This window comes from Bacillus sp. WC2503, assembly GCF_052682895.1.
On sequence record NZ_JBQYMD010000001.1, the window covers coordinates 2,471,654 to 2,497,927 of the forward strand.

General features: G+C 34.8%; 26 protein-coding genes. 6 read left to right on the plus strand and 20 right to left on the minus strand.

From position 1 onward, the window contains the following. Positions 1 to 363: 363 nt before the first annotated feature. The 4 genes from ACUN26_RS12640 to ACUN26_RS12655 form a co-directional block, all read right to left on the minus strand. Positions 364 to 1,359, minus strand: a complete 996-nt coding sequence (locus ACUN26_RS12640) for a D-cysteine desulfhydrase (RefSeq protein WP_001046631.1) — start codon at positions 1,357 to 1,359, stop codon at positions 364 to 366. Positions 1,360 to 1,714: 355 nt separating this feature from the next. Then, positions 1,715 to 2,947, minus strand: coding sequence for a DUF4073 domain-containing protein (locus ACUN26_RS12645; protein WP_000754301.1), 1,233 nt, complete (start codon positions 2,945 to 2,947; stop codon positions 1,715 to 1,717). Between the two features lie 197 nt (positions 2,948 to 3,144). After that, positions 3,145 to 4,686, minus strand: coding sequence for a serine hydrolase domain-containing protein (locus tag ACUN26_RS12650; RefSeq protein WP_000797443.1), 1,542 nt, complete (start codon positions 4,684 to 4,686; stop codon positions 3,145 to 3,147). Between the two features lie 211 nt (positions 4,687 to 4,897). Beyond that, positions 4,898 to 5,818, minus strand: a complete 921-nt coding sequence (locus ACUN26_RS12655) for a class I SAM-dependent methyltransferase (protein WP_073990643.1) — start codon at positions 5,816 to 5,818, stop codon at positions 4,898 to 4,900. Positions 5,819 to 6,031: 213 nt separating this feature from the next. On the opposite strand from ACUN26_RS12655, the gene ACUN26_RS12660 reads away from it, so the two are divergent. Together ACUN26_RS12660 and ACUN26_RS12665 are read left to right on the plus strand one after the other, a co-directional pair. After that, positions 6,032 to 6,613 carry an AAA family ATPase gene (locus tag ACUN26_RS12660; protein WP_000826965.1) on the plus strand — a complete coding sequence of 194 codons (582 nt, stop codon included), beginning with the start codon at positions 6,032 to 6,034 and terminating at the stop codon, positions 6,611 to 6,613. A 150-nt stretch (positions 6,614 to 6,763) separates the two neighbouring features. After that, positions 6,764 to 7,876 carry an LPXTG cell wall anchor domain-containing protein gene (locus tag ACUN26_RS12665; protein ID WP_000851012.1) on the plus strand — a complete coding sequence of 371 codons (1,113 nt, stop codon included), beginning with the start codon at positions 6,764 to 6,766 and terminating at the stop codon, positions 7,874 to 7,876. 64 nt (positions 7,877 to 7,940) lie between these two features. Here the strand turns inward: ACUN26_RS12665 and ACUN26_RS12670 are convergent, their stop codons facing one another. Together ACUN26_RS12670 and ACUN26_RS12675 are read right to left on the minus strand one after the other, a co-directional pair. Next, complete coding sequence (locus ACUN26_RS12670; protein ID WP_000202590.1) at positions 7,941 to 8,612, minus strand: ABC transporter ATP-binding protein; 672 nt, start codon at positions 8,610 to 8,612, stop codon at positions 7,941 to 7,943. Continuing rightward, positions 8,612 to 9,676 (minus strand): ABC transporter permease, encoded by a 1,065-nt coding sequence (locus ACUN26_RS12675; RefSeq protein ID WP_000477765.1) that lies wholly within the window; start codon positions 9,674 to 9,676, stop codon positions 8,612 to 8,614. Before ACUN26_RS12675 ends, ACUN26_RS12670 begins: the two co-directional genes overlap by 1 nt. A gap of 185 nt (positions 9,677 to 9,861) precedes the next feature. Between ACUN26_RS12675 and ACUN26_RS12680 the strand changes: the two genes are divergently transcribed. Both ACUN26_RS12680 and ACUN26_RS12685 read left to right on the plus strand, forming a co-directional pair. Continuing rightward, positions 9,862 to 10,485, plus strand: coding sequence for an ArsR/SmtB family transcription factor (locus ACUN26_RS12680; RefSeq protein WP_000805791.1), 624 nt, complete (start codon positions 9,862 to 9,864; stop codon positions 10,483 to 10,485). A gap of 69 nt (positions 10,486 to 10,554) precedes the next feature. Further along, positions 10,555 to 11,814, plus strand: coding sequence for an MFS transporter (locus tag ACUN26_RS12685; RefSeq protein ID WP_000353376.1), 1,260 nt, complete (start codon positions 10,555 to 10,557; stop codon positions 11,812 to 11,814). A gap of 151 nt (positions 11,815 to 11,965) precedes the next feature. Here the strand turns inward: ACUN26_RS12685 and ACUN26_RS12690 are convergent, their stop codons facing one another. From ACUN26_RS12690 to ACUN26_RS12715, 6 genes are all read right to left on the minus strand, one after another. Then, positions 11,966 to 12,436 carry a DinB family protein gene (locus ACUN26_RS12690; RefSeq protein ID WP_000831966.1) on the minus strand — a complete coding sequence of 157 codons (471 nt, stop codon included), beginning with the start codon at positions 12,434 to 12,436 and terminating at the stop codon, positions 11,966 to 11,968. Positions 12,437 to 12,635: 199 nt separating this feature from the next. Next, a complete protein-coding gene (locus tag ACUN26_RS12695; RefSeq protein ID WP_000839532.1) occupies positions 12,636 to 14,012 on the minus strand; it encodes a sensor histidine kinase in 1,377 nt (458 codons plus the stop codon). Position 14,013: 1 nt separating this feature from the next. Beyond that, on the minus strand, positions 14,014 to 14,691 hold the full coding sequence (locus tag ACUN26_RS12700) for a response regulator transcription factor (RefSeq protein ID WP_000781961.1): 678 nt from the start codon (positions 14,689 to 14,691) through the stop codon (positions 14,014 to 14,016). A 181-nt stretch (positions 14,692 to 14,872) separates the two neighbouring features. After that, a complete protein-coding gene (locus ACUN26_RS12705; RefSeq protein WP_000747488.1) occupies positions 14,873 to 15,712 on the minus strand; it encodes a YitT family protein in 840 nt (279 codons plus the stop codon). 352 nt (positions 15,713 to 16,064) lie between these two features. Beyond that, the gene (locus tag ACUN26_RS12710; protein WP_000438987.1) at positions 16,065 to 16,334 is read right to left on the minus strand and encodes a 2TM domain-containing protein; all 270 of its coding nucleotides are present in this window, start codon (positions 16,332 to 16,334) and stop codon (positions 16,065 to 16,067) included. Between the two features lie 179 nt (positions 16,335 to 16,513). Next, complete coding sequence (locus ACUN26_RS12715) at positions 16,514 to 17,155, minus strand: F0F1 ATP synthase subunit alpha (protein ID WP_000525532.1); 642 nt, start codon at positions 17,153 to 17,155, stop codon at positions 16,514 to 16,516. A 289-nt stretch (positions 17,156 to 17,444) separates the two neighbouring features. Between ACUN26_RS12715 and ACUN26_RS12720 the strand changes: the two genes are divergently transcribed. Both ACUN26_RS12720 and ACUN26_RS12725 read left to right on the plus strand, forming a co-directional pair. Next, positions 17,445 to 18,476, plus strand: coding sequence for a S66 family peptidase (locus tag ACUN26_RS12720; RefSeq protein WP_000905852.1), 1,032 nt, complete (start codon positions 17,445 to 17,447; stop codon positions 18,474 to 18,476). Between the two features lie 194 nt (positions 18,477 to 18,670). Further along, on the plus strand, positions 18,671 to 19,066 hold the full coding sequence (locus ACUN26_RS12725; protein ID WP_000454076.1) for a DUF3224 domain-containing protein: 396 nt from the start codon (positions 18,671 to 18,673) through the stop codon (positions 19,064 to 19,066). Between the two features lie 200 nt (positions 19,067 to 19,266). Here ACUN26_RS12725 and ACUN26_RS12730 read toward each other — a convergent pair whose 3' ends face one another. The 8 genes from ACUN26_RS12730 to ACUN26_RS12765 form a co-directional block, all read right to left on the minus strand. Next, entirely contained in the window at positions 19,267 to 19,644 is a 378-nt protein-coding gene (locus ACUN26_RS12730) for an enoyl-CoA hydratase (RefSeq protein ID WP_000776365.1), read from the minus strand. An 86-nt stretch (positions 19,645 to 19,730) separates the two neighbouring features. Continuing rightward, positions 19,731 to 20,978, minus strand: a complete 1,248-nt coding sequence (locus ACUN26_RS12735) for a DUF1015 domain-containing protein (protein ID WP_001063057.1) — start codon at positions 20,976 to 20,978, stop codon at positions 19,731 to 19,733. Positions 20,979 to 20,991: 13 nt separating this feature from the next. Continuing rightward, complete coding sequence (locus ACUN26_RS12740) at positions 20,992 to 22,164, minus strand: 3-phosphoglycerate dehydrogenase family protein (RefSeq protein WP_000490244.1); 1,173 nt, start codon at positions 22,162 to 22,164, stop codon at positions 20,992 to 20,994. Between the two features lie 12 nt (positions 22,165 to 22,176). Then, positions 22,177 to 23,259 (minus strand): 3-phosphoserine/phosphohydroxythreonine transaminase, encoded by a 1,083-nt coding sequence (gene serC / locus ACUN26_RS12745; RefSeq protein ID WP_000442912.1) that lies wholly within the window; start codon positions 23,257 to 23,259, stop codon positions 22,177 to 22,179. Positions 23,260 to 23,466: 207 nt separating this feature from the next. After that, a complete protein-coding gene (locus ACUN26_RS12750; protein WP_000670800.1) occupies positions 23,467 to 23,658 on the minus strand; it encodes a DUF378 domain-containing protein in 192 nt (63 codons plus the stop codon). 89 nt (positions 23,659 to 23,747) lie between these two features. After that, positions 23,748 to 24,815, minus strand: a complete 1,068-nt coding sequence (locus ACUN26_RS12755; RefSeq protein WP_000739752.1) for a glycoside hydrolase family 113 — start codon at positions 24,813 to 24,815, stop codon at positions 23,748 to 23,750. Positions 24,816 to 24,996: 181 nt separating this feature from the next. Next, positions 24,997 to 25,770 carry a DUF6612 family protein gene (locus tag ACUN26_RS12760; RefSeq protein ID WP_000738998.1) on the minus strand — a complete coding sequence of 258 codons (774 nt, stop codon included), beginning with the start codon at positions 25,768 to 25,770 and terminating at the stop codon, positions 24,997 to 24,999. A gap of 81 nt (positions 25,771 to 25,851) precedes the next feature. Continuing rightward, a complete protein-coding gene (locus ACUN26_RS12765; RefSeq protein WP_000025021.1) occupies positions 25,852 to 26,217 on the minus strand; it encodes a hypothetical protein in 366 nt (121 codons plus the stop codon). Positions 26,218 to 26,274: the final 57 nt, after the last annotated feature.

The following is a 26,274-nucleotide window of genomic DNA, read 5'->3' on the forward strand; positions in this document are numbered from 1 at the left end:
TTATAAAAATGTAAAGAATCTAAAATTAAAACCCAAACATTTTGATTAAATTGTTTGGGTTTCTTCTATTTATAAAGTCAATATTTGTAGCAATACTTTAATCAAACTAACACCTATAACTTTTTAAAACTTATTGAATTTATCACTTGCTAATCTAGTAATAAAATACTGAACATCAAACAAAACAGTAGCAAGCAGAACGAACTTTATACATACTAGGGCCCATCTCATAATATTTTTAAACAATCGATTATAACGATATCCGAATCATTTTACATTTGAACCCATGTAATCCACTTCTCACCTTCTAACAATTCCGCTATATAACAAAAAAAAGCATTGGATACCCAATGCTTTTTACACTTACGCAAATAGAGATGTGTTCGCATATAAAGCTGGCGAGCCACCTGAATGTACGAATAAAATGTTATCTTCTTTATTAAATGTACCTTTTCTAATTAAGTCAATTAGTCCCGCTACTGCTTTACCTGTATACACTGGATCAAGTAAAATACCTTCAGTTTTCGCAAGTAACTGTACTGCTTCAACCATTTCTGGTGTTGGTAAAGCGTATCCTGGTCCTACATATTCATCAAAGCATGTAACGGCTTCGCGTGAAATAAAGTTTGGGATACCAACGTGAGCTGAAGTTTCATCTACAAGTTTTGCTACTTTCTCTTCTTGCTCAGCTTTTCCTCTACTTACGTTAATTCCGATTACAGGAATCTGGCTTTGCGTTCCAGAAAAACCAGTAATTAAACCAGCATGCATACCCGCGCTACCACTTACACAAACAACTGTACTGAAATCAATTCCTTGCTCGAATGATTGCGCCATAATTTCTTGCGCACAAGCAACGTATCCCATTGCGCCAGTAGGGTTTGATCCACCAACTGGTATTACATATGGTGTACTACCTTTTTCACTTACTTCTTTTGCTACTTTCTGCATCTCTTCCATAAGATCTGCTCCGTTTGGTACAACAATTACGTTTTCAGCACCTAATAAGTGATATAAGAAATAATTTCCGTTAAAGTCTGGCTTCTCTTCTGGCTCAAGCCCTTCCTCTAATACAAGGATACATTTCATTTTCTCTTTTACCGCAGCTGCCAGTGTCAGGCGGCAATGATTAGACTGAATACCACCTGCTGTAATTAACGTATCTGCACCCTTTTCCTGTGCATCCGCAACTAGAAATTCTAACTTTCTCGTCTTATTACCGCCAGCTGTTAAACCAAGTAAATCATCTCGTTTAAAATAAATAGTCGGCCCACCAAGTACTTCAGAAAAATTGTTTAACTTTTCAATTGGTGTATATGATTCTGTATATTTTTTTCTCGGGAATTTAGCTAAATTCATTGTAACGCTCCTTTTGTACTTCTTTCACAATATATGTAACGATACTATTATTACATGTAAAAATGATGAAGTCACCTTTCTGGGTTAAAAATGTATTAGAATTTCATTTTGATAAGTAAAACCGTATTAATGATTTTAACTTAATTACGGTACATGAAATTTATATCAACGATTTTTTAAATATATCGTTCATTACTTACAATATATCAACGGTTTTTCAAATATATCGATCGTAACTTGCAATATATCAACGATTTTCTTAATATATCGATCTATCGACAAAAAACGACAGACAAGCACCCATTTCTCATCAACAAAAAAAGAGCCCACACATTCAAATGCGGACTCCCTCCAATCACTTATTTACCGAAAAACGAAGTAACTGCGTTAATCCCGGCTCTAAATTCATTTCACCTTTATGACGTACGTATACAGTTTTATCTCCATCAAAATTCGGAGGATTTGCTTTATTATACGTATACCACTCATTCGTTCCTTCTATAGAGTACTCCATGTATTCAGTTGCACCGGCAATTACGTTTTTACTATCATCAGCTGTTACATCTGGTGCCATTTGCGCAACTTTTGAATCACTAACTAATAATTTCTTAATATCCTTATCACGTTTATAATCGTAAGCCGTTACGACAACATCGTTACCGTATGCTTTCACTTGCAGTCCTTGTTTAAATGAATATCCATCAGGAGCAGTTTTCTCTCCACCATTTGGTCCTGCTGACATCCAGCCTGTTTCAATCCCGCCTGTATTTACAACAGTGAAACCTTTTTCATCTCCGCCTTTAATTTTCTTTTTACCAGCCCAGTCAGGTAAGTTTAAATCCCAATGCGTATGACTCGTGAAGAAAACAACTTGCGGATAGTCTTTTAATATATCATACAATTTATCCACGTTTAAATAATCTTGTAAATATGGTGATTGTTTCGATCCGGATACCGTATCAGGTAAAACGTGATGAGAGAAAATGAAAATTGGTTTATTTTTATCTTTTTGACTATACTCTTCTAAATTTTGTTTAAGCCAACCTAATTGCTCATCACTCATATATACTTCGTCCCACATTTTTGAATCGTGGTATTTCATATATTTTTCAGTTCCTAAAAATAAAAGCGGATAACCGTCTAATTCTTTTTTATGATATACCTTTTCTTGCCCACTGAACTTCAGATAACGGTTAAATAGCGTTTCCTCAGTTACACCATTTGGCCATGTATTTTGAGAAAGTTTCCCATCAGCTGTCCATTTCCCAGCATAAAACTCATGATTCCCAACAGTTGACCATACATTTTCCGGATGTTTATTTTTGTTTAACACACGCTTCACATCATCATATTGTGACTGCTGTCCAGTTGGCGTTATATCCCCATTCATAATAAGCGCTCTAGAAAGTGGCGTCACTTTGCTCATATCTTTTAACACGTGATCAAAGTCCCCTAAATCCCCTTGAATATCACTAATAACGTTAAAAGTTGTAGCTGATTTTCGGACTTGCTCTTTCCCTTCCGCATGCACTGAAAACGTCGGTAATAATGCTGCCATAACTGCTAACGAAGCAACTGTCTTTTTCATACAAATTCTCCCCCTAATAATAGAATGTACAAACTGACATATTCTGCTTTCTCTTAGGTGCTTGTCCAATTCATATTATAGGGAGAGATTGTAAAGGCTAATGGAGTGAAAAATTAATTGTTTTTTAAGAGATTTTGTCTTTTCATTGCACTCCACAATTCGAGATTCGCGCCAATCTAGCTTTCTAGCCTTTAACATTACATACATGTAAATTTTGATGTTAAATCTTTTCGTTTCATACGTTGTTTTTTATTACTTTTAATTTTCGGGAAAAATCCACTAATTAATAATGTTATAATCCATACCATTATTAGAATAAAATTTATTGTATTACCGGAATTCAAGCTGAAAACTCTCCACAAATAGGCAGCACAAAATACGAGGATAGCAGTAATAATAAGTAAAAATGTCCTAACTACTAATCCGATGTAGGATCTCTTCTCTTGCTTAAAAATGAAAGTTCTTCTACCTTTGTACAATCTAATCACAAATAGCAGCAAATATAAACCAAGTGTGGCTCCAATAACAATTGATGTAATAGAGTTGTTTTTTCTCTGCTCAGCTAGAGAGAAGTAACTTTCAGGTAATTTTCCCGTTTCATATTCAATCCATGCGTGGTAAATATCCTGTCGTAAGTCTATACCACCTTCACCATTTGTAAGGATTACCAATCCATCCTTTGTATTAGGAATGAAACCATAAAAAGAATGCCAGCCTCGATTGTCACCAGAATGATAAAGTAATTTCCATTGATTAGATAGTTTTTTTTCAAATATACCTAAACCATTCTCCCCTAATACTAGCTTTTGCATTTCTTCAACATGTTCACTTTTGATGACACCATTCCCCTTATTATTTGCATCCATGCTTGCAAGTATCAATGTCATCATATCCGTAACATTTGTCTTAAGACCTGCAGCAGCCTGTTCGGTAAATTGGTAACTAGGGAGCTCCTCTCCAAAATATCCATAAGCTTTCGAAAGGTTATGGTTTTCAGGACGTTGTAAGAATGAACTAGATTTTATTCCTAAAGGTTTCATAATTTGTTCTTCCATATAACGATCAAACGGTATTCCGGTAACCTCTTCAATTACAAGTTGTAAAATTGTATATCCGCCACCAGAGTAAATTGTTTCTGAACCTGGTTTATTGGTAACCTCCACTGGTTCATTAAGCCATCCTTTTCCAGACAGAGATTCCTCAATAGAGTCAAGATGTTTCCCTGGTGCAACCCCGAGGTATCCTTTATGTGCAGACAGCCCTGCTGTATGACTTAACAATCTTCTTATCGTGACTTCATTATTATTAAACTCTGAATTAGGTAATTTCCATTTGGTCAAATATTTTCCAACGGGATCATCTAGTAATAAACGTCCTTCATCTACAAGATGCAAGATTCCCCACGCTGTAAGGCTTTTAGATATAGAACCAGCTTGAAACAATGTATCATCACTCACCGCTTTTTTTGTCTTTTTGTCTACATAACCGTAGTTAAGTGTATAAGCAATACGCCCCTCATGTACGATACCTATTGCAACCCCTGGTACCTCATAATTCTCCTGCCATTTTGGTACCTGTTCATCCATCTTTTTTTTGAAATTCTCTATACTTCTATTAGTCAACGTGCCCGATTCTGCCCTCACCACATTTGTAAACCATGCTTCATTCATAATGAATATACAAATCATTAAACATAAAATACTTTTGCATATTATCGATGCTTTTTGTCTATTCTTCATTTGCTACACCCCTTTTTTTCAGAATATTCTACCCATCGATTAGAATATCCCATTCTAATATCCTATTCTATCGATTTTTATTACTTAACCTTACAAAATTGTAATAAAAATCAAAGTTCTACATACTTAGGGGTTTTACTGTTCTTTATTCGAGGGCAGGAAATTTAATACAAAAAAGACACAGAGATTCCTCCCCATGCCTACTAATTTCTTACCTTTTCACCACATGCACATAATGTACCGTCTCAAAAGCTTCTAAATAATCGTTTCTTCCTTCAAAATACAATTTATTTATGTCCACTGGTGATAAGTGCTCATAAATGAGTAAGCCCGACTTTTCTAACAGTGCTTCTATTTCGGTATAAGAAAAACATGATTTCATCGGTTCTCCGCCTACCGCAGCCATTTTCACCATGTTTTCAACTCGATTGGACAACCCTTTTTCTATAAATAAGTTTTCATCAGGATAATCGAAAACGATGGAACTCCCTGCTGGAACCAAATCGAATAAACATTCTATTAAACTGGAAAGTTCCTCTTTCGTTAAATAGTACGTAACACCTAAAAGGCTAAAGAAAGTCTTTTTATTTTCAAATCCTTCATTGCGTAACTGTTCATAGGAAAATCCTTTCGTAAAATCCATGGAAACAAAATGAAGGTTATTTGGAATTTCAAATTCTGCCTCTTTCACTCTTATTTTCTTAAACGCTTGCGTAGAAGGGTGATCCACTTCAAATATTTCTATTTTATTTTCTAATTCTCGGTGCCTAAAGCTAAACGTGTCCAAACCTGCACCGAGTATGACATATTGTTTTGCTCCTAGTGTAATTTCATGTAGTAATACCTTTTCACAATATGCTGCACGTGCTAAAGGTGTTGGTGATAACTGAACTTGTGTAATCCATTTTAATATTTCTTTCGGATTATCTTCAAACTGCTCTGCAATATCTTTATTGAAAAAATGTATTCCTTGAACCATATTCATTTCAATATTGTTACGTTCTTTTTGTGAAAGAAAATCTTTAGCTACATAATCATCAAAGATTTTAGGACTATCAAACTCACTATGATATGCCCTTCCAAAAGCTGATACTAACGACGTTACACTTGCTTCACCTTGTTTCACGCACATACACTCCTTCATTTTCACAACAAAAATAGGGTCCCCCTGGCCAGGAGAACCCTATTATACACTTTATTTTTATATTGGTAAATTATAGCATAAATAAGTTTTTTTATCAAGTTTTCAGCTCGCCCTCACTCTAGCAATTTGTGTATCTTCTAGCAGGAATACTCCTTCTCGCATAGAATATTCCAGTTTATAACAGTACCAACGGAGGCTGTCATGAAAAGATTAGTTATCATTACAGTAGGGAAAACCCACAGCGAAAAAACTACATTCGCTAGAGCGCTAGAAAAAGAGTTACGTAACTCTTTCATAATGGATCAAGACAACCAAGCTGCATTTATTAACACGCATTATAAAAAATTACAGCCGACTGAAGGGCCAAATACACTAAAGCATGGTCTTTCAAAATTCATTGTTGATTATGCAAAAGCATATACAAATTTACACCTTATCATTTGTAATTCCAATCGCAGTAAAAACAGAAGAGTATATTTACTAAATGAATTATTTCCACAAAACGAATATATACGCATATTAGTCCATTTTGACATTCCTGTTGATGTCCTATATAAAAGAGTGGCTCATAGTAAACGAAGTACAAATATTTTTAGGGGTAACTATTCTAGTTTCAAAGAAATGCTCAATCGCCAACAGGCTAAATCACTGCATGAGGATACAATAGATCCTATAGAAAACGAGGCTGATCATTTGTTTATTATTCGCAATAGTAAGGATGTAAACCTTAGTATAGAAGAAATTGTTCATCTTGCTGAAGATTTGTCCCCTCCCCCTAAATAAGAGATTTTAAAAATTACATATTCTTAGATTAATATGTAAATACTTCCTCTAGTCACCGCACATGGTATATAATAATAAAATAATCTACTTCTATATGCTCAATTCTACACAAAACAGCTCATGCATATGAAAGAAAAGAGGTACAAAAATATGAAAACAAAACAAACAATCGCTGCGTCTACACTAGCTTTAGCTATGATTGCAGGCGCAAACTCGGCCCATGCGGAAGTAAATGATACTACTCCACAGCAAAATACAGGAGATCGATTAGCTGAAATTAAGCAACATAGACAAGAGTTAGATGCGAAATTACAGCAGCACAAAGAAAATGTGGATCAAACATTAAATGAACTTAACCAAGTTAAGGAAAATGTTGATACTAAGGTGAATGAACTACATGAACGTAAGCAAGTTGCTGATGAAAAAATTAACGAAATGAAACAACATAAACAAGAGTTAGATGCAAAACTTCAACAAGACAAACAAATCGTCGATGAGAAAATCAATGAGATTAAAGAGCATAAGAAACAAGTAGATGATAAAGTTGCTGAAGTAAAAGAACATAAGCAAAATATCGATAACAAGGTTAATGAGATTAAAGAACATAAACAAACTGTCGATGAAAAAGTGAATGAAATTAAGCAACATAAAGAGAACATTGATCAAAAGGTTAATGAACTTAAGGAAGTTAAAAAACAAGTAGATGAAAAATTAGCTGAGTTAAAGAAAGCGAAACAAACTGCTGAGGACAAACTTGCTGAGTTAAAAGAAAACAAGCCGAATACTGGGAATACGTTAGAGGAACTTAAGAAAATTAAAGGCAATTTAGATAGTCTTTCCGCTAACTTAGAACTAGCTAAACAAGATGTGAAAAATAAGCTAGCTGAATTACAAAAGGCTAGACAAGACTTACTAAATAAAATTAACGAAATTAAACAAGCGAAACAAACTGTTTCAGACGATTTAACAAAGAAAAAACAAGACTTAGATATTAAAATCAACGACTTTAAACATACTGAGAAAAAAATTGATGACAAATTAGCTGAGGTACATACAACGAAGCAAAATGTTGATAACAAAATTAATGAAATATCACAATCGAAACAAACGCAAGCAGATAATAGTACTAAAAACAATAACGCTAGAGAACTTCCTAACGCTGGTAGTGAGCAATCAAATAATATGGCTTTAGGTATGTTATCTGTATTAGGCAGCGTTTTATTAGTAACACGAAATAAAATTAAAACGTTATTCTCAAAATAAAGCCATTATACTTATTAAAAACAATTATACAAAGGCCAACCGCATGTGCGGTTGGCCTTTTTCTTTATATTAACTGTCCATCTCTAAGCGTCAATATACGATCACATACATCAAGCATTCTTTCATCATGTGTAATCATAATAGCTGCTTTTTGGCTCTCTTTCACTTCACGTTTCATCATTTCAACGACTTCACGTGCACGTTTTGAGTCTAAGCTTGCCGTTGGTTCATCTGCTAGTATTAAATCTGGGTTGTTCATGAACGCACGAGCGATTGCCACCCTTTGTTTTTCTCCACCAGATAGTTGATTTGGATAATGATTTTTTCTTTCTCCTAATCCAAATGCCGCTAATAGGTGATCCGCACGCTTTTCAGACTCTTGTTTGTTGTCTTTTTTCAGCTTTGCAATATAAAGTAACTGTTCTTTCACATTTAAATACGGAACAAGGTTTGCGAACTGGAAAATGAAACCGATCTTTTTCAAACGTATATCTGTCATTTCCTTTTCGGATAACTGCGTAATATTTTGTTCACGAATGTATATATCCCCTTTTGACGGCGATAATAAAGCACCCGCAATTGATAATAACGTACTTTTCCCTGATCCAGAAGGACCGACGATTCCGATAAATTCTCCAGCTTTCACATCAAGCGATATCGGATGAAGGGCTGTTACTTCTGTATTCCCTTCTCCGTACACTTTACTTACTTTGTCTAATTTTAATAATGAAGTCATTACATCCCGCCTCCAATCGCTTCTAATGCATCAACTTTTAATACTTGATATAACGAAATAAGTGTTCCTAAAATACTAATGACGATAAAGATTGCTGCATATTGTGCAATCATCGGTGTTGTTAATAAGAACGGCATACCTGCTGGTAAAATTTGTTCTAATCCTTGTACAAGAACAATACTGATTACCATCGCAACGACTGATAAGAATAACGCCTGCACGACTAAGCTATTTGCTAAATACGAGTTCTTAGTACCGATTGCTTTTAATACGCCTAATTGCTGTGTTTTTTGCAACGTAATGACGTAGAAGAATACACCGATTAATAACGCAGCGATAACAAGTAAGAATGCAATGATCATCGTTAATGTTCCTTGCTCTTCTTTAAATCCTGGAATACTTTGCAGTACTTCTTTTTTATCGATAACGTGAGCATTTTTAATCTCTTTATCTGTATTCAGCGCAATTGCACTATAATCTTTTTGGTTTGGTTGTGAAATAGATCCCCATACATCTTCATTTACATATACAACTGGTGTATGGCTAAACATTTGATCTTTCGTAAATCCAACGATTGTAAATTCTTTCTTTGAAACAGGATCAATAATTGTATCTCCAATATCGATTCCTTTTTCTTTAATCGATTCATCAGCAACCATTTCGTTATTTGCTGTGCCTAATTTCTCACCTTTTACAATGTTCGGCTCTAAAAATGAATCACGTTCACTTGAGAAAATAGCAACGTCCACTTTTTTCGAACTATCTTTCTTTTCATACGTTGAAACTTTCACACGAAACGGAACTGCCTCTTTCTCGCCTACTTGATTTACTACGTTATCTACATCATCTTTCTTAATTTGTGAACGAAGTAATTTATTTTCCGCATCATCTGCTAAAACGAACTTGTTTGCCTCCATATTTTGAATCGATGAAGCATTATCATATGATAGTCCATTTGCTAATCCTGAAATAACAAGAACTAAAAATGATAATAACACCATAATCAGTCCGATTAATCCGTATCTTAATTTTGATTGTTTTAATTCACGCAGAGCTAAAAACATTTCGCTCGCTCCTTCCTCTTTCTTTCTATGCACTTATCATAAAAAAGAAATATGAACGGAATATGAACAGAAGATTACAGAGATTAAGATTTAATTTTCAGAAAGTATTGAAAATATTTGGAATCCTTGATACAATTCAGTCAAATAATCTTGACCGAGTAATTTTATTAAAGGAGTTGATCATTTTGAAGCCCGTATTAACACTCACTACTTATAGCCAACTAAAAGCATTAAGCGATCCACTACGTGCCGAAATGATGATACGTCTATGCGAACGTCCTTATACTGGACAATTACTATCTGAGAAATTCGGCATTTCAAGGGCGAAAATTCATTATCATTTAAAAGAATTAGAAAAGAATGGTCTTATAGAGATTGTTTATACAGAAGAAAAGAATGGCATTGTTCAAAAGTTTTATCAATCTGTCGCTAAAGGCTTCACCCCTGCCACAGATCTATTACCTCATTTAGAAATATTAAGCGAATCAGGTCGCCAAATCTTTTTACAAATGATAGAAAGAACGAAAAGCCAAATTCTCGCTGCACCAGAGGAAGCTTTTACATTACGAAATGCAAGTGAAGACCCAGCTAAGTGGAATTACGTTTCATCTTGCTGGGAATTTGATGCTACGCCAGAACAATTTCAAGTGTGGGTAAAAAGGTTTTATGAATTGATGGCTGAATTAAGCGAAATTACAAAAAGTGCAGATAAAGATCCGAATAGTAAACCTTATTATATTTCTACTACTGCACTTCAAATTGCTGAGAGAACAATGCACCAATTTATTAAAGAAGAAGAAAAATCGTAATACGATTTTTTTTACTGAGACGGTCAAATTTATTTTACCGAATAAATTTATTATAAAGGAGTAGATTAAATGGACATATTAAAAAACCGGAATTTCCTCTTATTATTTTTAGGGAGAATTTTTACAAACATAGGAGATAGCTTGTATTATGTAGCAGCGATGTGGCTCGTATATAGGCTAAGTGGCAATCCTTTTTATTCTGGATTAGCTGGTTTCCTTACGTTATTACCTTCTGCATTACAATTTCTTACCGGTCCATTCGTTGATAGATGGTCAATAAAAAACACCCTCGTCATCACACAAGTTTTGCAATGCATTCTTATTTTAATCATTCCTATTACACACTACTTCGACCTATTAACAGTCCAATTACTACTCATCATCATGCCCATCGTAGCCTTTATCGAACAATTCGCCTATCCCGCACAATCGAAAGCTTTACCACTTCTACTGAATAAAACACAATTATTAAAAGGAAATTCACTCTTCTCATTTGCGTATCAAGGCATCGATTTAATTTGTACAACTCTTTCTGGCATATTAGTAGCACTACTAGGTGCCATTACTTTATATGTGATCGACTCTCTTACATTCGCGATTACTGCCCTTTTATTTTTTTCATTAAAAATGCCAAAACAAACCGAAACGGGCACATCACTATCAACTAAGCAATATTTCTCTGATTTAAAAGAAGGTTTTTCAATCGTCTTCCGTTCATTAATGAGCGTATTCTTAATCGGTTCAGTAGTCGCTAATTTTTCAATCGGTATGACGATGGCCATACTCCCTTCTTTCGCTGATTCTTTAGGAGGCGTGAAATCATATGGCTTCTTCTTAGCTGCTATATCAGCAGGTAGTCTCATTGGTGCATTATTCAGTTCCTGGGTTGGCAAACGTAATGTTGGCCATGTCTCTATTATTGGCTTTGCGACTGGCGCTATCTTTTGGTTTCTCTCTACAATCGTACCGTTTCAATGGCTATCTATTCTCTTATTCGGCCTAGCTTGGATTCCAATTGGAGCCACGAACATATTATTCGCGACAATTAGTCAAATTGTAATTCCAAATCAATATATTGGACGTATCAATTCAGTGATGCGAAGTATGGGCACAATCGCTATGCCGTTCGGTTCTCTAATTGGTGGATATACGGCAAATGTATTTAGTAGCCAACTCATTTTCGCACTCGCTAGTATCGGAATTTTATTCATTTCTCTTGTATGGCTGCTTCATCCGAAATTACGGGCTTTGCCGAAAGCTGATGAGATTACAACGGATACTTTTGGGGTTCGGTTTAAGGAAGAGCGCGGGAAAGGTGCGGCTTTATAGCAAACCAAACATAACCCCGTTCTAAATTGGGGACGGGGTTAAAAATATAGTTATTTCATTTTGGATGTAAAATACTTCACTAAAAATATAACAATAAAGTCGTTTGAATATCTAAATTTTATTCAACAATAGCACCAACTTAAAACGGCAGTTAACGCTTTGATGGCCAAGCACTCTGCATTTTCCTTAATTGAATAATTTGTCCTGTATGATAAGCATCGTGAAGCATAATATCCAGTAACTTACCCTCAAGTGAATTTTGTTCAAGTTCTTTTTCAGAAATTGCACTTAATACCTGTCTTAAATTACATTGAGCATTTTCAGAACGTTCAACGACCTCCTTCCATTCCTTATCACCATTAGATTGCTTAGTAAGATAAAAGGTTTCATCACCGTCGAGATTATGTGTCCATTCACGGCCTTCCAAGTTTGCAGCAAGTCTCTCTTTGTAATAAATAAGATGATTAACGTTCTCCCAAATGGTTTTCATTCCCTCTCCAGATGGTTTCCACATAGCCTGTTCGGCTGTAAGTCCTTCTATAGCATGTTTAAACGGTGCATACCAACTCTCTTTATCGAATGTTGAATCTAGTGCGTTTAATAACACGTCAACTCGTTTCAAAGTAATTTCCTCCCTAAATAGTTAAAGTTTCAATAAAATCCTTATAACTCTGTAGAGATTCTACATTTTCAAATAAACTTCCTCCTAATCTTATTCCACAAACAAGTCCAATTATAGAATAGGATTACTCATATTTTTTCACTTTACATGTAGAATAACGGACAAAAAAGAAGAGGCGTTCGCAAACAGCCTCTTCCATCTATTTCGGAAGTTCAACCCGAACAGTCGTCCCTTCCCCTTTCGTACTATACACCGAAACTGTCCCTTTATGCAGTTCAACAATTTTCTGCACGATTGATAATCCTAAGCCACTACCTTCTACATTTCTTGCCCTTGCCGTATCTACTTTATAGAAACGATCAAAAATACGATCCATTCCTTCTTTTTCCATACCGATTCCGTTATCGGATATAGAGATTATAACGCTAGACTCTAACTCTTCGACAAAAAACTCAACCGTCCCACCATCATTTGAAAACTTAATGCTATTCGTAAAAATATTACTCCATACTTGATGAAGTAAATTTTCATCACCTTGTATTGTAATGTCTGGTACATCAAATTCAACGGCAATATCTTTTTCACGCCATTTCCATTCGAGCATAAAAATGACGTCTTTAATTTGCTTTTGTAGATTGAATTCTTTTATTTGTAATACTTTTTCTTCTTTATCTAAAGAAGCTAGCGTAAGTAACTGTTTACATAAACTAGACATTCGCTTACTTTCGCCCTCGATAATTTGTAAGTAATGGTTTCTTTCTTCTTCACTCATCTTTTCTGTTTGCAATGTTTTCGAAAATCCTTGTATGGAAGAAAGCGGCGATTGAAATTCATGCGAAACGTTCGAAACGAATTCTTGTCTCATTTCATCTAATTCTTTTATACTTTTCGTCATCTTTTGGAAGCTTGTAGATAACGTTCCTATTTCATCTTTTCGTTTTACGTCTAATTCAATTTCATATTCGCCACTTGCAATTTTTTGCGTAGCTTTCGTAAATTTACGAATTGGGCGAACGATATATCCTGCTGCAATCGCAATAAAAATAATACTTAATAGAACGATAAAACCAAGTAAAACCGCTAAGAAAATTCTCATTTCACCAAATTGTTGCTGAATGTCAGGACGAATAAATAAAGCGTATTGTTTATCACCGTGTTTTAACGGTACACCGACACTATTAATTAATTCATTATCGAAGAATCCTGTAATAAAGAGCCTCGTTGGATATGTGGAAACACCATTAAACGTTTCCCCCTGCAATACTTTACGAACCGTATCATCACTTATCGTTATTTTACGAAACGCGTTGCCGATACGCTTTCCATTCATTTGGTCGTCTACAATATAAATTTCATACCCTAACTTCGCAATAGATTGTAAATAATCATATTTATTTTCTTCATTTTGCTTTTCATATAACGATTTAACTTCCTCAGCATAGTTTAAAATCTTTTCACTATTATACGGTTTTAACTTCACTTGATAATATACATTCGTTAATAAAAAACCGATAATACTACTAAGAAGCATAATACCTACTGTCATAAAAACGAATCTAGAATATAGTGATTTCATTTTATTTCAACTCCAACTTATAGCCGAGTCCGCGCACTGTCGTAATTTGAAAATCATCTGTTCTTTTTGAGAAACGATCTCGTAGTCTCTTCACATGAACGTCAACCGTTCGTTCGTCCCCTTCGAAATCCATTCCCCATACTAATTCAATTAACTCTTCTCTTGAAAATGTTCTTCCAGGATAACTAGCTAATTGCGATAATAATTCAAATTCCTTCAGCGGAAGCAAAATCGTTTGACCGTTACACTTTACTTCAACACCTTTACGATCAATTGTCGTCCCGTGAAGTGTAATAATGTCTGCACTCAACATTTGATAACGGCGCAACAAAGCTTTCATTCGAAAAATGACTTCAGCTGGCTCAAACGGTTTTACAATATAATCGTCCGTACCAGAAATGAATCCTTTTTCTTTATCAACTAACTGATCTTTCGCAGTTAATAAAATAACCGGTATATCATGATACTTCCGGATTTCTTCACATAACGTATAGCCATCAACAAACGGCATCATAATGTCTACTATCGCAAGATGAATATTTTCCTTCTCTAAAACGTCTTGCGCTACCTTTCCATCTTCCGCTTCAAAAACTTTAAACCCCTCTTTTTGTAAATGGTAATGCAATAATTCTCTAATATGCTTATCATCATCAGCTAATAAAATATGTATCATCTTCATTAAACCCTCTCTCGTTCATCCTTCTACATCCTTACATTAAGAAACAATTGGATTTTTTGCAAGAAAAAGAAAAACAAACCAACATTTTAAGATAAATAAAAAAGAATCTATTTTGAAAAAAGATTATTCAAAATAAATTCTTACGTTTTAGTATTAAGATTATTTTAATGAAAAGTAATTTCTATGCTTTAGAAATATCAACAAATCCTTCTCCGAACACATCACGAACATCGTGTATAGCGATGAACGCAGCCGGATCTGTAGTTTGAACAATCCGTTTTAGCTTCACTACTTCTTGCTTATTAATAACAACATAAAGAATTTCCTTCGGAGTTTTCGTGTAATAGCCATGACCTGAGTACACAGTAACCCCTCTGCCCATTAAGGTAGTTACCTTCCCGGCAATTTCATTCGGGTTATCAGAAATAATCGTAATGGCTTTCTTCGGATTTAAACCTTCAATTACAAACTCCATCACTTTCGTTGCTACATATAGCATAATAATTGTTATCATCAGTTTTTCTGCACCAATGATGAAATAAGATGAAAACGCAACAATTAAATCGAAGAACAGTAAACCATAGCTAATGCTCCATCCTAAATATTTATGCGTCATCCTTGCTAAGATAGTAGTACCTGCAGTTGTTCCGCCAACGCGAATAATAAGGCCAATCCCGCACCCAATAAATATTCCTCCGAAAATGGCATTTACGAGCATTTCATCAGAAGCAATCGTCCAACCTTCTGTTAAATGAAGAAATAGCGAGTTCGTAACTACAGCGATAATCGTATAAATTGTTGTGATCTTGTTTAAAAATTTATAACCAGCTATTAACAAAATCGCATTTAAAATTAAGTTGACTAAACCTGGTGACCACTCAAATAAATAGTACGTAATAATCGTGATACCTGTTACCCCGCCCTCACCAAACTCGTTCGGGATAACAAACAAATTGACACCTAACGCAAAAAGAAATGCACCAATAATAATAAAAATAATGTCTGTCGTTCTTTTTTTCATACAGTACCTCACTTCTTATGTAAATATTTATTCTGCTATAAACTCTCACCATTATATCGTGGAATATTCAAATCGAACAGTGGTTTATTTTTATTTTAATATAGGGTAATAAATCAACTTTATCCTATATCCACATGTAATTTAAAAAGTAAAATAACTGTATTTATTATGTACTACAAATAAAGTTTTGATTTCACATGCAGTTCACCCTAAAAAATGTATATGAACACTCTCACTCGCACAAACTTCAAATACAAAGCAAATAGGCGAAGCTATAGAATAGACTTCGCCTCAAGCGTGTAATCATAGAGATTTATATGAGATTTTATATTCATAAATTCCAGAAATAAATTTACTTATCTTTCTCCATATATTCTTTAATCTTTCGTTCTTCCCACTCTTTTCCGAATATCCCAAATGGAAAAGTCGTCAATCCGTGTATAACGATACCAATCCCCCAACCTGCAAGTGGATATAAAAACCATAATTTACTTGAATCAGAACTTATATTTATAATAAAAAGCATTAAGTTCACTAGTATATAAACCGTTAAATGAATGTAAAATGCTTTTAAATTCTCCATTCTTTTTTTAGCTCGTAAATAAACATCATCTCGCTCCACCCTTAAACACCTCTTTCAATATTGTATTTTTAACCTTCGCTCCAGTGTTAACATCATATTCTAATCGGAAATCCAGTATTCTCAAAAAAACATAAAACAAAAAAGTACCCATCGAATTATCATACATATGATGATTCGATGGGTACTGCATGATACATTTGTTATTTACAAGCGTCTAATTAAGACCAAATCCAAACATCATCATTATTTTCAACGTCGCTCTTTACCTCATGAACTTTTTCAATGTTGTCCGTTGTGTTCCAGTTAATAGAACTTCCGCCCCATCCTACAAACTTCATATCAATTTTTACTTTCTCACCAGTATGAAATACTTGTCCCTTTGTTAAGAAAACGTCAATACTATCTTTCTTCCCATTTAGTGATGGATACTCAACTACGACATACTTAGTAGAACCGTCTCCCTCATCTTCCATCGTTCCTATTTTTGATACTTCGCCAATTACATAATCAGGTGAGCCATCTTCTTTCATGTGCATACCTAACTTGTTTGTTGTATTTTCAAATGCAGTTGCAACCATATATTCTGTAAAATTACGCATCATAGATCCAGTCGCTTTTACTTCGTCTCCTATTTTCACATTTGAAAGTGAATCCATATACACACTAACAGGCTCCTCATATTGCTTAGATTTCACAACAATTACACCGTTATCTACTTCTACTACTCGCCCTTCTAACGTCGAGAAATTTGACTCAATAGAAGCGGCACTCGCTTTTGATAGTTCTAATCCTGGTACATTCGTTCCTGATAATGCTGCGATACCTAAAGCACCTGCTAAAATTAATTTTTTCATACCCATATGTAACCTCTCCATTCATGATGATTTTATTTGTTTGATTGGCTAAGACCAACATGTAATCATTATAGTTACAGGTTATAAAAATAACAACCACTTTTCTCATGCAATGTTGCATACTGTAATTTTTAAATATAAATCGATTATTCCTATATTCAACACTACTGCTAAATTCTTGAATATCAGCAGGTAAACGGATTGATGATGAAGAAACTACTGTCATGCAGCATATTTTTCAATGCTACGGTTTGTATAATCGTAGTTCATTACATTATGTAGGGGCGGAATTCATATGTTAATAAAACCAAAGAGATTACAGGCAGGAGATATCGTAGCAACAGTAAGTGCTTCATGGGGAGGAGCGGGTGATTCTAAGCTAAGATGGCGTTATGAGCAAGGAGTAAAGAGATTAGAAGAAGTATTCGGGCTTACAGTTATCCCAATGCCAAATAGTTTAAAAGGTAGCGAATACCTTTATAACAATCCAGGGGCTCGTGCGGAAGATTTAATGACAGCATTTAAAGATACGCGTGTTAAAGCAATTATTACGAATATTGGTGGCGAAGATAGTATCCGTTTACTACCTTATATTGATTTTAATGTGATACGTGAAAATCCGAAAATCTTTATGGGGTACTCTGACGATACCGTGTCACACTTATTTTGTCATAAAGCAGGAATTTCCTCTTTTTACGGTCCAGCAATCTTAACCGATTTTGCTGAAAATATAGAGATGGATTCATATACGATTGAAACAGTGAATCGAACTCTCTTTTCAAATGAGATTATTGGTGAAATTCAACCAGCTAACGAATGGACGAGTGAGCGTTTAGAATGGATAGAAATAAATAAGGATACAAGACGTACGATGCAGCAAAACAACGGATATGAGGTCCTTCAAGGATCTAGGACTGTACGAGGGCGTTTAATTGGTGGTTGTATTGAAGTATTGGAATTCGTAAAAGGAACGGAACTTTGGCCTGAGAAAAAGCATTGGGAGAATAGTATTCTATTCTTTGAAACATCTGAAGAACATCCAGAACCAAATTATATAAAGTATTGGTTGCGAAATTATGCAGCGCAAGGCATTCTGCAAAAAGCAAAGGGAATCATCTTCGGTAAACCGAAAGACGAAACATATTATGAAGAATATAAACAGGCAATACTTAAGATTATGAAGGAAAATAATTTAGAAGATTTGCCGATTCTTTACAATTTAAATTTCGGCCATACCGAACCGAAGTTTATTTTACCTTACGGTGCGATGGCAGAAATTGATTGTGAAAATGGATCTTTCTCTATTTTGGAAAGTGGAGTGGAGTGAAACTTTCAATAAGTAAAGCCATAAGTTTTATAATTATGTTTTCCTGATCCTAGCGTATTTTTATTTTATTAGCTTGATAGCGATATGGCAGGACTCAAATCAATAAAAACACTCCTATGAGATATGACTGGGAATTGTTACTTTTTAAATGATATGGAGATTACTTATCTAATGATAAAGGGGGATTTACGTGTATGGAAGTAACATTTACAGTAAGGAAATGGGATGAAAAACCAATTGATGATACTAGAAAAGATTTCCCTATTAATATTGCCCATGTTGAATATGATATTGATGGGGAATTAAAAGGAAAAGCTTTTGTTGAATACTTATTATATTATTTAGACTCAAATATAAATGATGGTCACTTGGCTACTGCTAAAATTTCTGGATTTTTACACTTTGAAGGAATTTATAAGGGGCAACAAGGAACATTTACAGCTATAGAGCAAGGAATATTTGATAAAGGAAATTTAGATTCCCCAGGAACAATTATTAAAGCTACCGGTAACTTAGAAAGTCTGAGAGGGTCCTATAACTATCAGTTTACAGGTCAAACTAGTAAACTAATTTTAGAATTTGAAATTTAGCAAAATACCCTATAATTTAGTGGAAAGGACATTTCTTGTAATACTAAGAATGTCCTTTTTATTGACGAGCTTATCCAACTATTTTCTAATCGTTAAGAAAAGAACAGAGTATAATACATAAAATTTTCGTTATGGGTGGGAATTAAAACTCTAAGCCTGAGAGGCATGGGCTCCCACTTATTCATTACTTCTCCTACCAATTAAAGAATAATCCCTGAAAAACTCCCCTTCAATACTTCTTTTTCAAGTTGATTCATACATGTAAACATCGCAATAATCTTCGTACGATTTTTTTCATCGGGTTCAAATTTTTCAATTGTTACGTCACATCGAATCGTATCCCCACTAAAAACGGGACGTAAAAATTCAAAATCCATCTTGCGAGCTAATACGTTATAATCACCGCCAACTTTCGTAGGCAGTGTTGATGTTAAAAGTCCTTGTACAACAAATCGCCCTTGTTCATCAGGTGTAACATGATGAACTCCCTCATCCTTAGATACCTCTGTAAATAAAACAACATCTTCTCTTGTAAACGTTCGCTCAAAGGTGATTTTTTCGCCTACTTGCAATTTCATTGATACCCCTCCTCGAAAACACTTTTAAAATAAGAAAAACCGAAACTAAAAATCATTTCGGTTTTTCAATCTAAAGAAGTCTATATTTACTTTAAAGAATGTACAAACAACCCACTGCGCAGTTTCGGTTCAAACCACGTTGATTTTGGCGGCATGACTTCCCCAGCGTCTGCGATTGCTAATAAATCTTCCATTGACGTTGGATATAATACAAATGCTGCTTTATATGCACCGCTGTTCACAAGGCGCTCTAGTTCTTCTAACCCGCGTATTCCGCCTACAAAATCGACGCGTGAATCAGATCGCGGATCATGTATTTCAAGTACTTGGCTTAATAGATGGTCTTGCAGAATAGACACATCTAAACCTTTCACAAGGTCGTTCGCATCAAACGTTTCCTCTTTCACAGTGAGCTTATACCACTTCTCGTTTATATACATACCAAATGTTTTCGGCTCATTCGGTTTATACGGAGAAACATTTGCTTCTTCTACATAAAAATACTGCGTAATTTGCTTTAAAAACTGTTCCTCTGATAAGCCGTTTAAATCTTTCACAACTCGGTTATAGTCCCAAATTGATAATTCATCGTGAGGGAATAGAACGGATAAGAAGAAATTAAATTCCTCTTCTCCTGTATAATTCGGATTTTGTTCTCTTCGCATAAGTCCTACTTTTGCTGCTGATGCAGAGCGATGATGTCCATCTGCAATGTACAAGTTCGGAATATCTTCAAATGCGTTTATTAAAGTGGCAATTACACCTTCATCTGCAACCTTCCAAGCAACATGCTCAACGCCATCTTCTGCTGTAAATGTATAAATTGGCGCATGTTCTTCTTTCCAGCTGCTAATGAAACGTTTCACTTCATCTTTTTTACGGTACGTTAAAAAGATAGGCCCCGTATTTGCATCACACACATCAACGTGACGGATGCGATCTAATTCTTTTTCATGACGCGTTCTTTCGTGTTTTTTAATTGTATCATCATCATACTCATCAATAGATGTACAAACGACAAGTCCTGACTGCGTTCTTCCTTGCATCGTCAGCTCATAAATGTATAATGCTGGCTCCTCATCTTGAATGAACACTTCTTCTCGTATAAATTGCTTTAAATTTTCACCCGCTTTTTCATATACGCGATCATCGTACGGTGAAAGTGCCGGATCTAAATCGATTTCTGCTTTATCAACGTGTAAGAAAGAATACGGATTGCCTTTTACAACTTCTCTTGCCTCTTCACTATTTAATACGTCATACGGTAAAGCCGCAACTTGTGCTGCTTTTTCTTCTACTGGACGAATGGCCCGAAACGGTCGGATTTTTGCCAACTTCCTCTCTCCTTTACACAATCATTCGAACGGCTACAACACCTGAAATTTTGCTTATATTTTCCACAACATTCTCTTTAATTATATCATCAATTCCGTTATCAATATCAATCATTGTATACGCCCAAGAATGTTTACTACGATTAATCATATCCGCAATATTTATATGATGTTCTGCTAAACATCCTGTAATTTGTCCTACCATGTTCGGAACGTTTTGATGCATGATTGTAATACGTTTCTTTCCGATATACGGAAGTTCTACGTTAGGATAGTTGACTGAATTACGAATATTTCCTGTCTCTAAATATTCACGTAATTGACGTGCAGCCATTACTGCACAATTTTCTTCCGATTCAGATGTAGATGCACCAAGATGGGGCGTCGCTGTTACATTTTTCATCTTAATCACATTTTCATTCGGGAAATCCGTTACGTAATGTGTAATAACATCTTCTTCTAATGCTTTTTGAAGAACATTTTCATCTACAAGTTCCCCCCTTGAGAAATTGAATAGACGCATTCCTTTTTTCATCGTCTCTATAGCATGTTCACCAATAAGCCCCTTCGTTTGATTCGTAAGAGGAATATGAAGTGTAATATAATCACACGTTGCAAAAATTTCATCTAGGCTAAACGCTCTTTGCACATGTGTAGAAAGGCGCCAAGCTGTTTCAACTGAAATGTAAGGATCATATCCGACAACGTCCATTCCTAAAGCTAGCGCATCATTCGCGACTAAAGCACCAATTGCACCAAGGCCAATAACCCCTAGACGTTTCCCCGCAATTTCTGATCCAACAAATTGTTTTTTCCCTGATTCAACAAGCTGAGGTACTTCTTCACCCTCTAGATTTTTCGTCCAGCTTACTCCATTAATAATGTTACGTGAGGACATAATAAGACTTGCGATAATAAGTTCCTTTACGGCATTCGCATTAGCCCCTGGCGTGTTAAATACTACAATCCCCTTTTCCGTACATCGATCGACAGGAATATTATTTACACCCGCACCAGCTCTTGCAATCGCCTTTAAATCTTTTGAAAACTCTTCTTGATGTAAAGAATAGCTGCGAAGTAAAATGCCGTCTGGATGATCCATTCTATCCCCTACTTCATAGCGCTCTCCGCCAAGAACTTGCAAACCTTTTTCTGCAATTTGATTTAACGTTTGAACACGAAACATATCCCCATCTCCCTATCTATTTTCAAGCTCAAATTCTTTCATATAATCTACTAATTGCTGCACACCTTCCACTGGCATCGCATTATAAATACTAGCGCGCATGCCACCTACTGAACGATGTCCTTTTAACGTAACGAACCCGCGTTCCTTCGCTTTTTGTAAAAACTGATTATTTAATTCTTCTGACGGTGTTGTAAACGGAATGTTCATAAGTGAACGATACGTAGGATCAACTGGTGAAGTAAACAATTTAGATTCATCTAAGAAATGATAAAGAAGTGACGATTTCATTCTATTTTGTTCTTCAATCGCAGATACCCCGCCTTGTTCTTTTAACCACTCTAGTACAAGCTTCGTTACGTAAATACTAAAAGATGGCGGTGTATTATATAAGGAGTTATTTTTACTATAAGTTTCATAGTTTAACATTGTAGGACAAGAGCGATTTGCCCCGCCAATTAAATCTTTTTTTATAATAGCAATCGTTAAGCCCGCTGGCCCTAAATTCTTTTGTGCTCCCGCATATATGAGGCCAAACTTCGTAACATCATATCGTTCTGATAAAATATTTGAGGACATATCCGCAACTAGCGGCACTTCTTCGAGATGTGGAATATCCACATATTTTGTCCCCTCAATTGTATTATTCGTTGTTATATGTACATAATCTAGTTTTTCATTACCGAGTAAACCATCCAATTTAGGAATCGTAGTAAACTTCTCTTGTTCAGAAGAAGCAATCACTTGTACTTCCCCTACTTTTTCTGCTTCTTGCAGTGCCTTTTTAGACCATGAGCCAGTCAGTACATAACCTGCTTTTTTGTACGTATTCATTATATTTAACGGTATCATAGAAAATTGTAATGATGCACCGCCCTGTAAAAATAAAACTTCATACCCATCAGGAATGTTCATTAATTCACGAAGCAGGCTACTCGCTTCATCAATAATACTTTGAAAATAAGAAGATCGATGACTCATTTCCATAATAGACATGCCTGTCCCGTTATAATTTAAAAGCTCCTTTTGCACCTTCTCTAAAACTGGCAAAGGGAGTATTGATGGTCCTGCAGAAAAATTATACACTCTCTCCATCACCCAGATGACCTCCCTATTTCTCATTTTATTATTTTTTAAACTTTCTGAATTATAACCCACAATACAATATACGGTCAATTTCTTTTCTAATATTATGTCTCAAGACGCGATGGAATCGCTTGCACGTGCATACTATATGTAAACATATAAAAAAGTGTTAAGTACATAATCGTACTTAACACTTTAATAATAGAAGAATAATAGCTAATTGTCCGTAAAGAACCGATCAAAAATTTGATAAATAGCAGAAAGACCAAAGAGCCAATAAATAGTGTCCACAAGCGCCGGCATAGAACCAAACCATTTCTCAACTACATTGTAATCTAACGCTACAAACAACCAATTCAAACCGCCAAGAATCACCAAAATTACTGTAAGGTAAGACAAAAATTTCATTATGATTGCCCCCTAGGTGATAAGATGGTGAAAGGCCTTTCACTAGAAATATATGTAGGAAACTTCAAAACTTACCTATTTTATAAAATTTATTTTCGATACCATCCGTTAATAACTGCCTCTGCTTCTTTACTATGTATTTGATACGCATGTGTACTATCATTAGAGCCAATAAACCAAATTGAAAAACCTTTAAAATATGGTTTCGGTTCTAATACATCTCGGTAAGCGCGCCAGCCATTTAATTGTACATCTTTTGAAAATACATTTGAAACATCTGGATTCCATGGATTTTGTAGTCCTAGTTCACGCGCTGGTACGTTAAATCCACCAAAATAAACTGGCTTTCCTGTTGCATTATGTAATTGTTCCAGTTGTTGAACAACATTTTGTCCACGATTATATACTGTTGTCGCGAATAAACTTTGCTTCACTTCTTCGTATGATGGATTCCTTTTTCCTGAAACTTCAAACCAACTATCGATACTAACAATATCCACCTTTTTTAAATACGGACGATTTATTTTCTCTTTAAACTTCGCTTCATAAGAAGGGTCCCAGCTTGCTGTTAACCACCAGTTCATTTGATACAAAACATTTCCTTTATACTGCTGACGGACAAAATTAATCGTATCGTTCCAATATCCTTCTGCATATTCCATATTAACGAAATTAGAAGCAATCTTTAGTCCATACACATTGTATTTACTTGTAATAGAATTAAAAATATCTTGTAGAATAACCGTTTTCCAATTCCAGAAGAAATCATTAATATTACTTGGATTCCATTCTGTTTCTCCAACATTCCCCTGCTGAATATATGGGAACGGTTCCACTATAACTTGAATATTACGCTTTAATAATTCTTGAATTAAAATGATAGCCTGTTTCTTTTGCGCCTGATTAATTACCATGTTAGTAGAAGTCACATTCGGAATATCTACTTGAATCGGTACATTTACTGTATTTAAATTTAAGCGCTCTACATCAGCTAACACTTTCGCTACATTTCCAACTTCCCATACCGTTACGTTTCCTGATTTTATTTTTCCAGGTTGAACAGTATTTACATCTGCCTGTACGTTTCCTTGAAAACAAAAAGAAAACAACATAATAAACACTCCTAAAAAACTTATTAAACTCTTATTTTTCTTCACAACTTTCCCCCTATAATTTTTGGCTTTCTTGATTATTTTATACAATGTTTCACATATATTCCAGAAAAAATCACATGAAGTTTTCATTAATAAAAGCATTATTCATATAATTCTCCTGAAAATAGTAAGATAAATAAAAAAGAGCGGATTTCCGCTCTTTTTTATCCTTTTACAATTGAAATTATTGAATCCCTTCTGGTAACTTAATTGAATCAAACTTTTCATATGAATCAATCTTTATACTCACAACTGCATCCAACTTTTCCTTATCTGTACTAGCTTTTTTATCTGCGTTACTTTCACTCACTTTTATAGTTGTTCGCATCTCTTCAAATTTATAATCTTTTGTTATTATATATTCAATGTTAAACGCATCCATACTAAATCCTTCCGTTAATTTTTTCATATCTCCATTAATTTTTTGTAACGTATCTACTGCTTCTTTTCCCTTTAATTCAAGTGTAAGTTTATATGTGTCCCCATCCTTCTTTGCTTTCATTTTCTTAGCCAAAGCTTCCGGTAAATCTAACTCATTCAGTAAATTTTTACTGACCATTACATCATTTACATTAAATTGATCATTAGGTATCGTAACTAACTCTCCTGTATCAGGGTTTTTCACTTGAGCAGCGACCTTTCCATCTACTTCATACGTTACAATATCTGTACCACTTATTTTCATTTCAGCTCTAGAATTCTTCAGTTTCGGCTCCATCTGTATTTTCATTTTAATCTCTTCTGATTGGCTGCTCCCCTTCATTGACATAAGAGATGTCAATGTAAGATATTCCTCTTGTTTTAATCCGTCAGCTGCTTTTTTAAAAATATCCTTCGCTACTAACTCTTTTTCTTTTTTTACAGATACTGTTTTAGGTCCACTTGTTTTTTCACTGCTACAACCAGTTGTTAAACCTACTATTAGAGCCAAACTAGATATTACAACCATTTTCTTCATACTGATTCTCCCCATTTCCCGCTTAAAAATATTTTCATTTCATGTATAGTAAATCAACTGAAATAAATATATATACAATAATTATTTAACCTCTAAACTAAACCAGTTATTCAATCCGTATACTAACGTAACTAATGCTCCTATTACACCAAAAACAACAATATTTATACCAATTGATGAACCGAATAAAACAGCCATCATTGACACCATCAGTAATAGCATGGCGATACTATTTATCTTAATTTCTACTATGTCGCCATCCTTTACTTTCTTTTCTTTACTTCCAAAAAAGAATTGTTTTACTTTAATATTCGCTTCACCTAATTCAAAAGGAAGCGTATATTCTTCGTTATTCTCAAGTTTCATTACTACTTCGTTATCTACCTTTACTGCAACTCTTGCTGCTCCGCCCATTATCCCTGTTGCTCTTATTACTTTAATGCTCATATTAAATCCCCCTATTAGATTTCACTGCAACTATTAAGAAATTCCCCTTGTTGCACA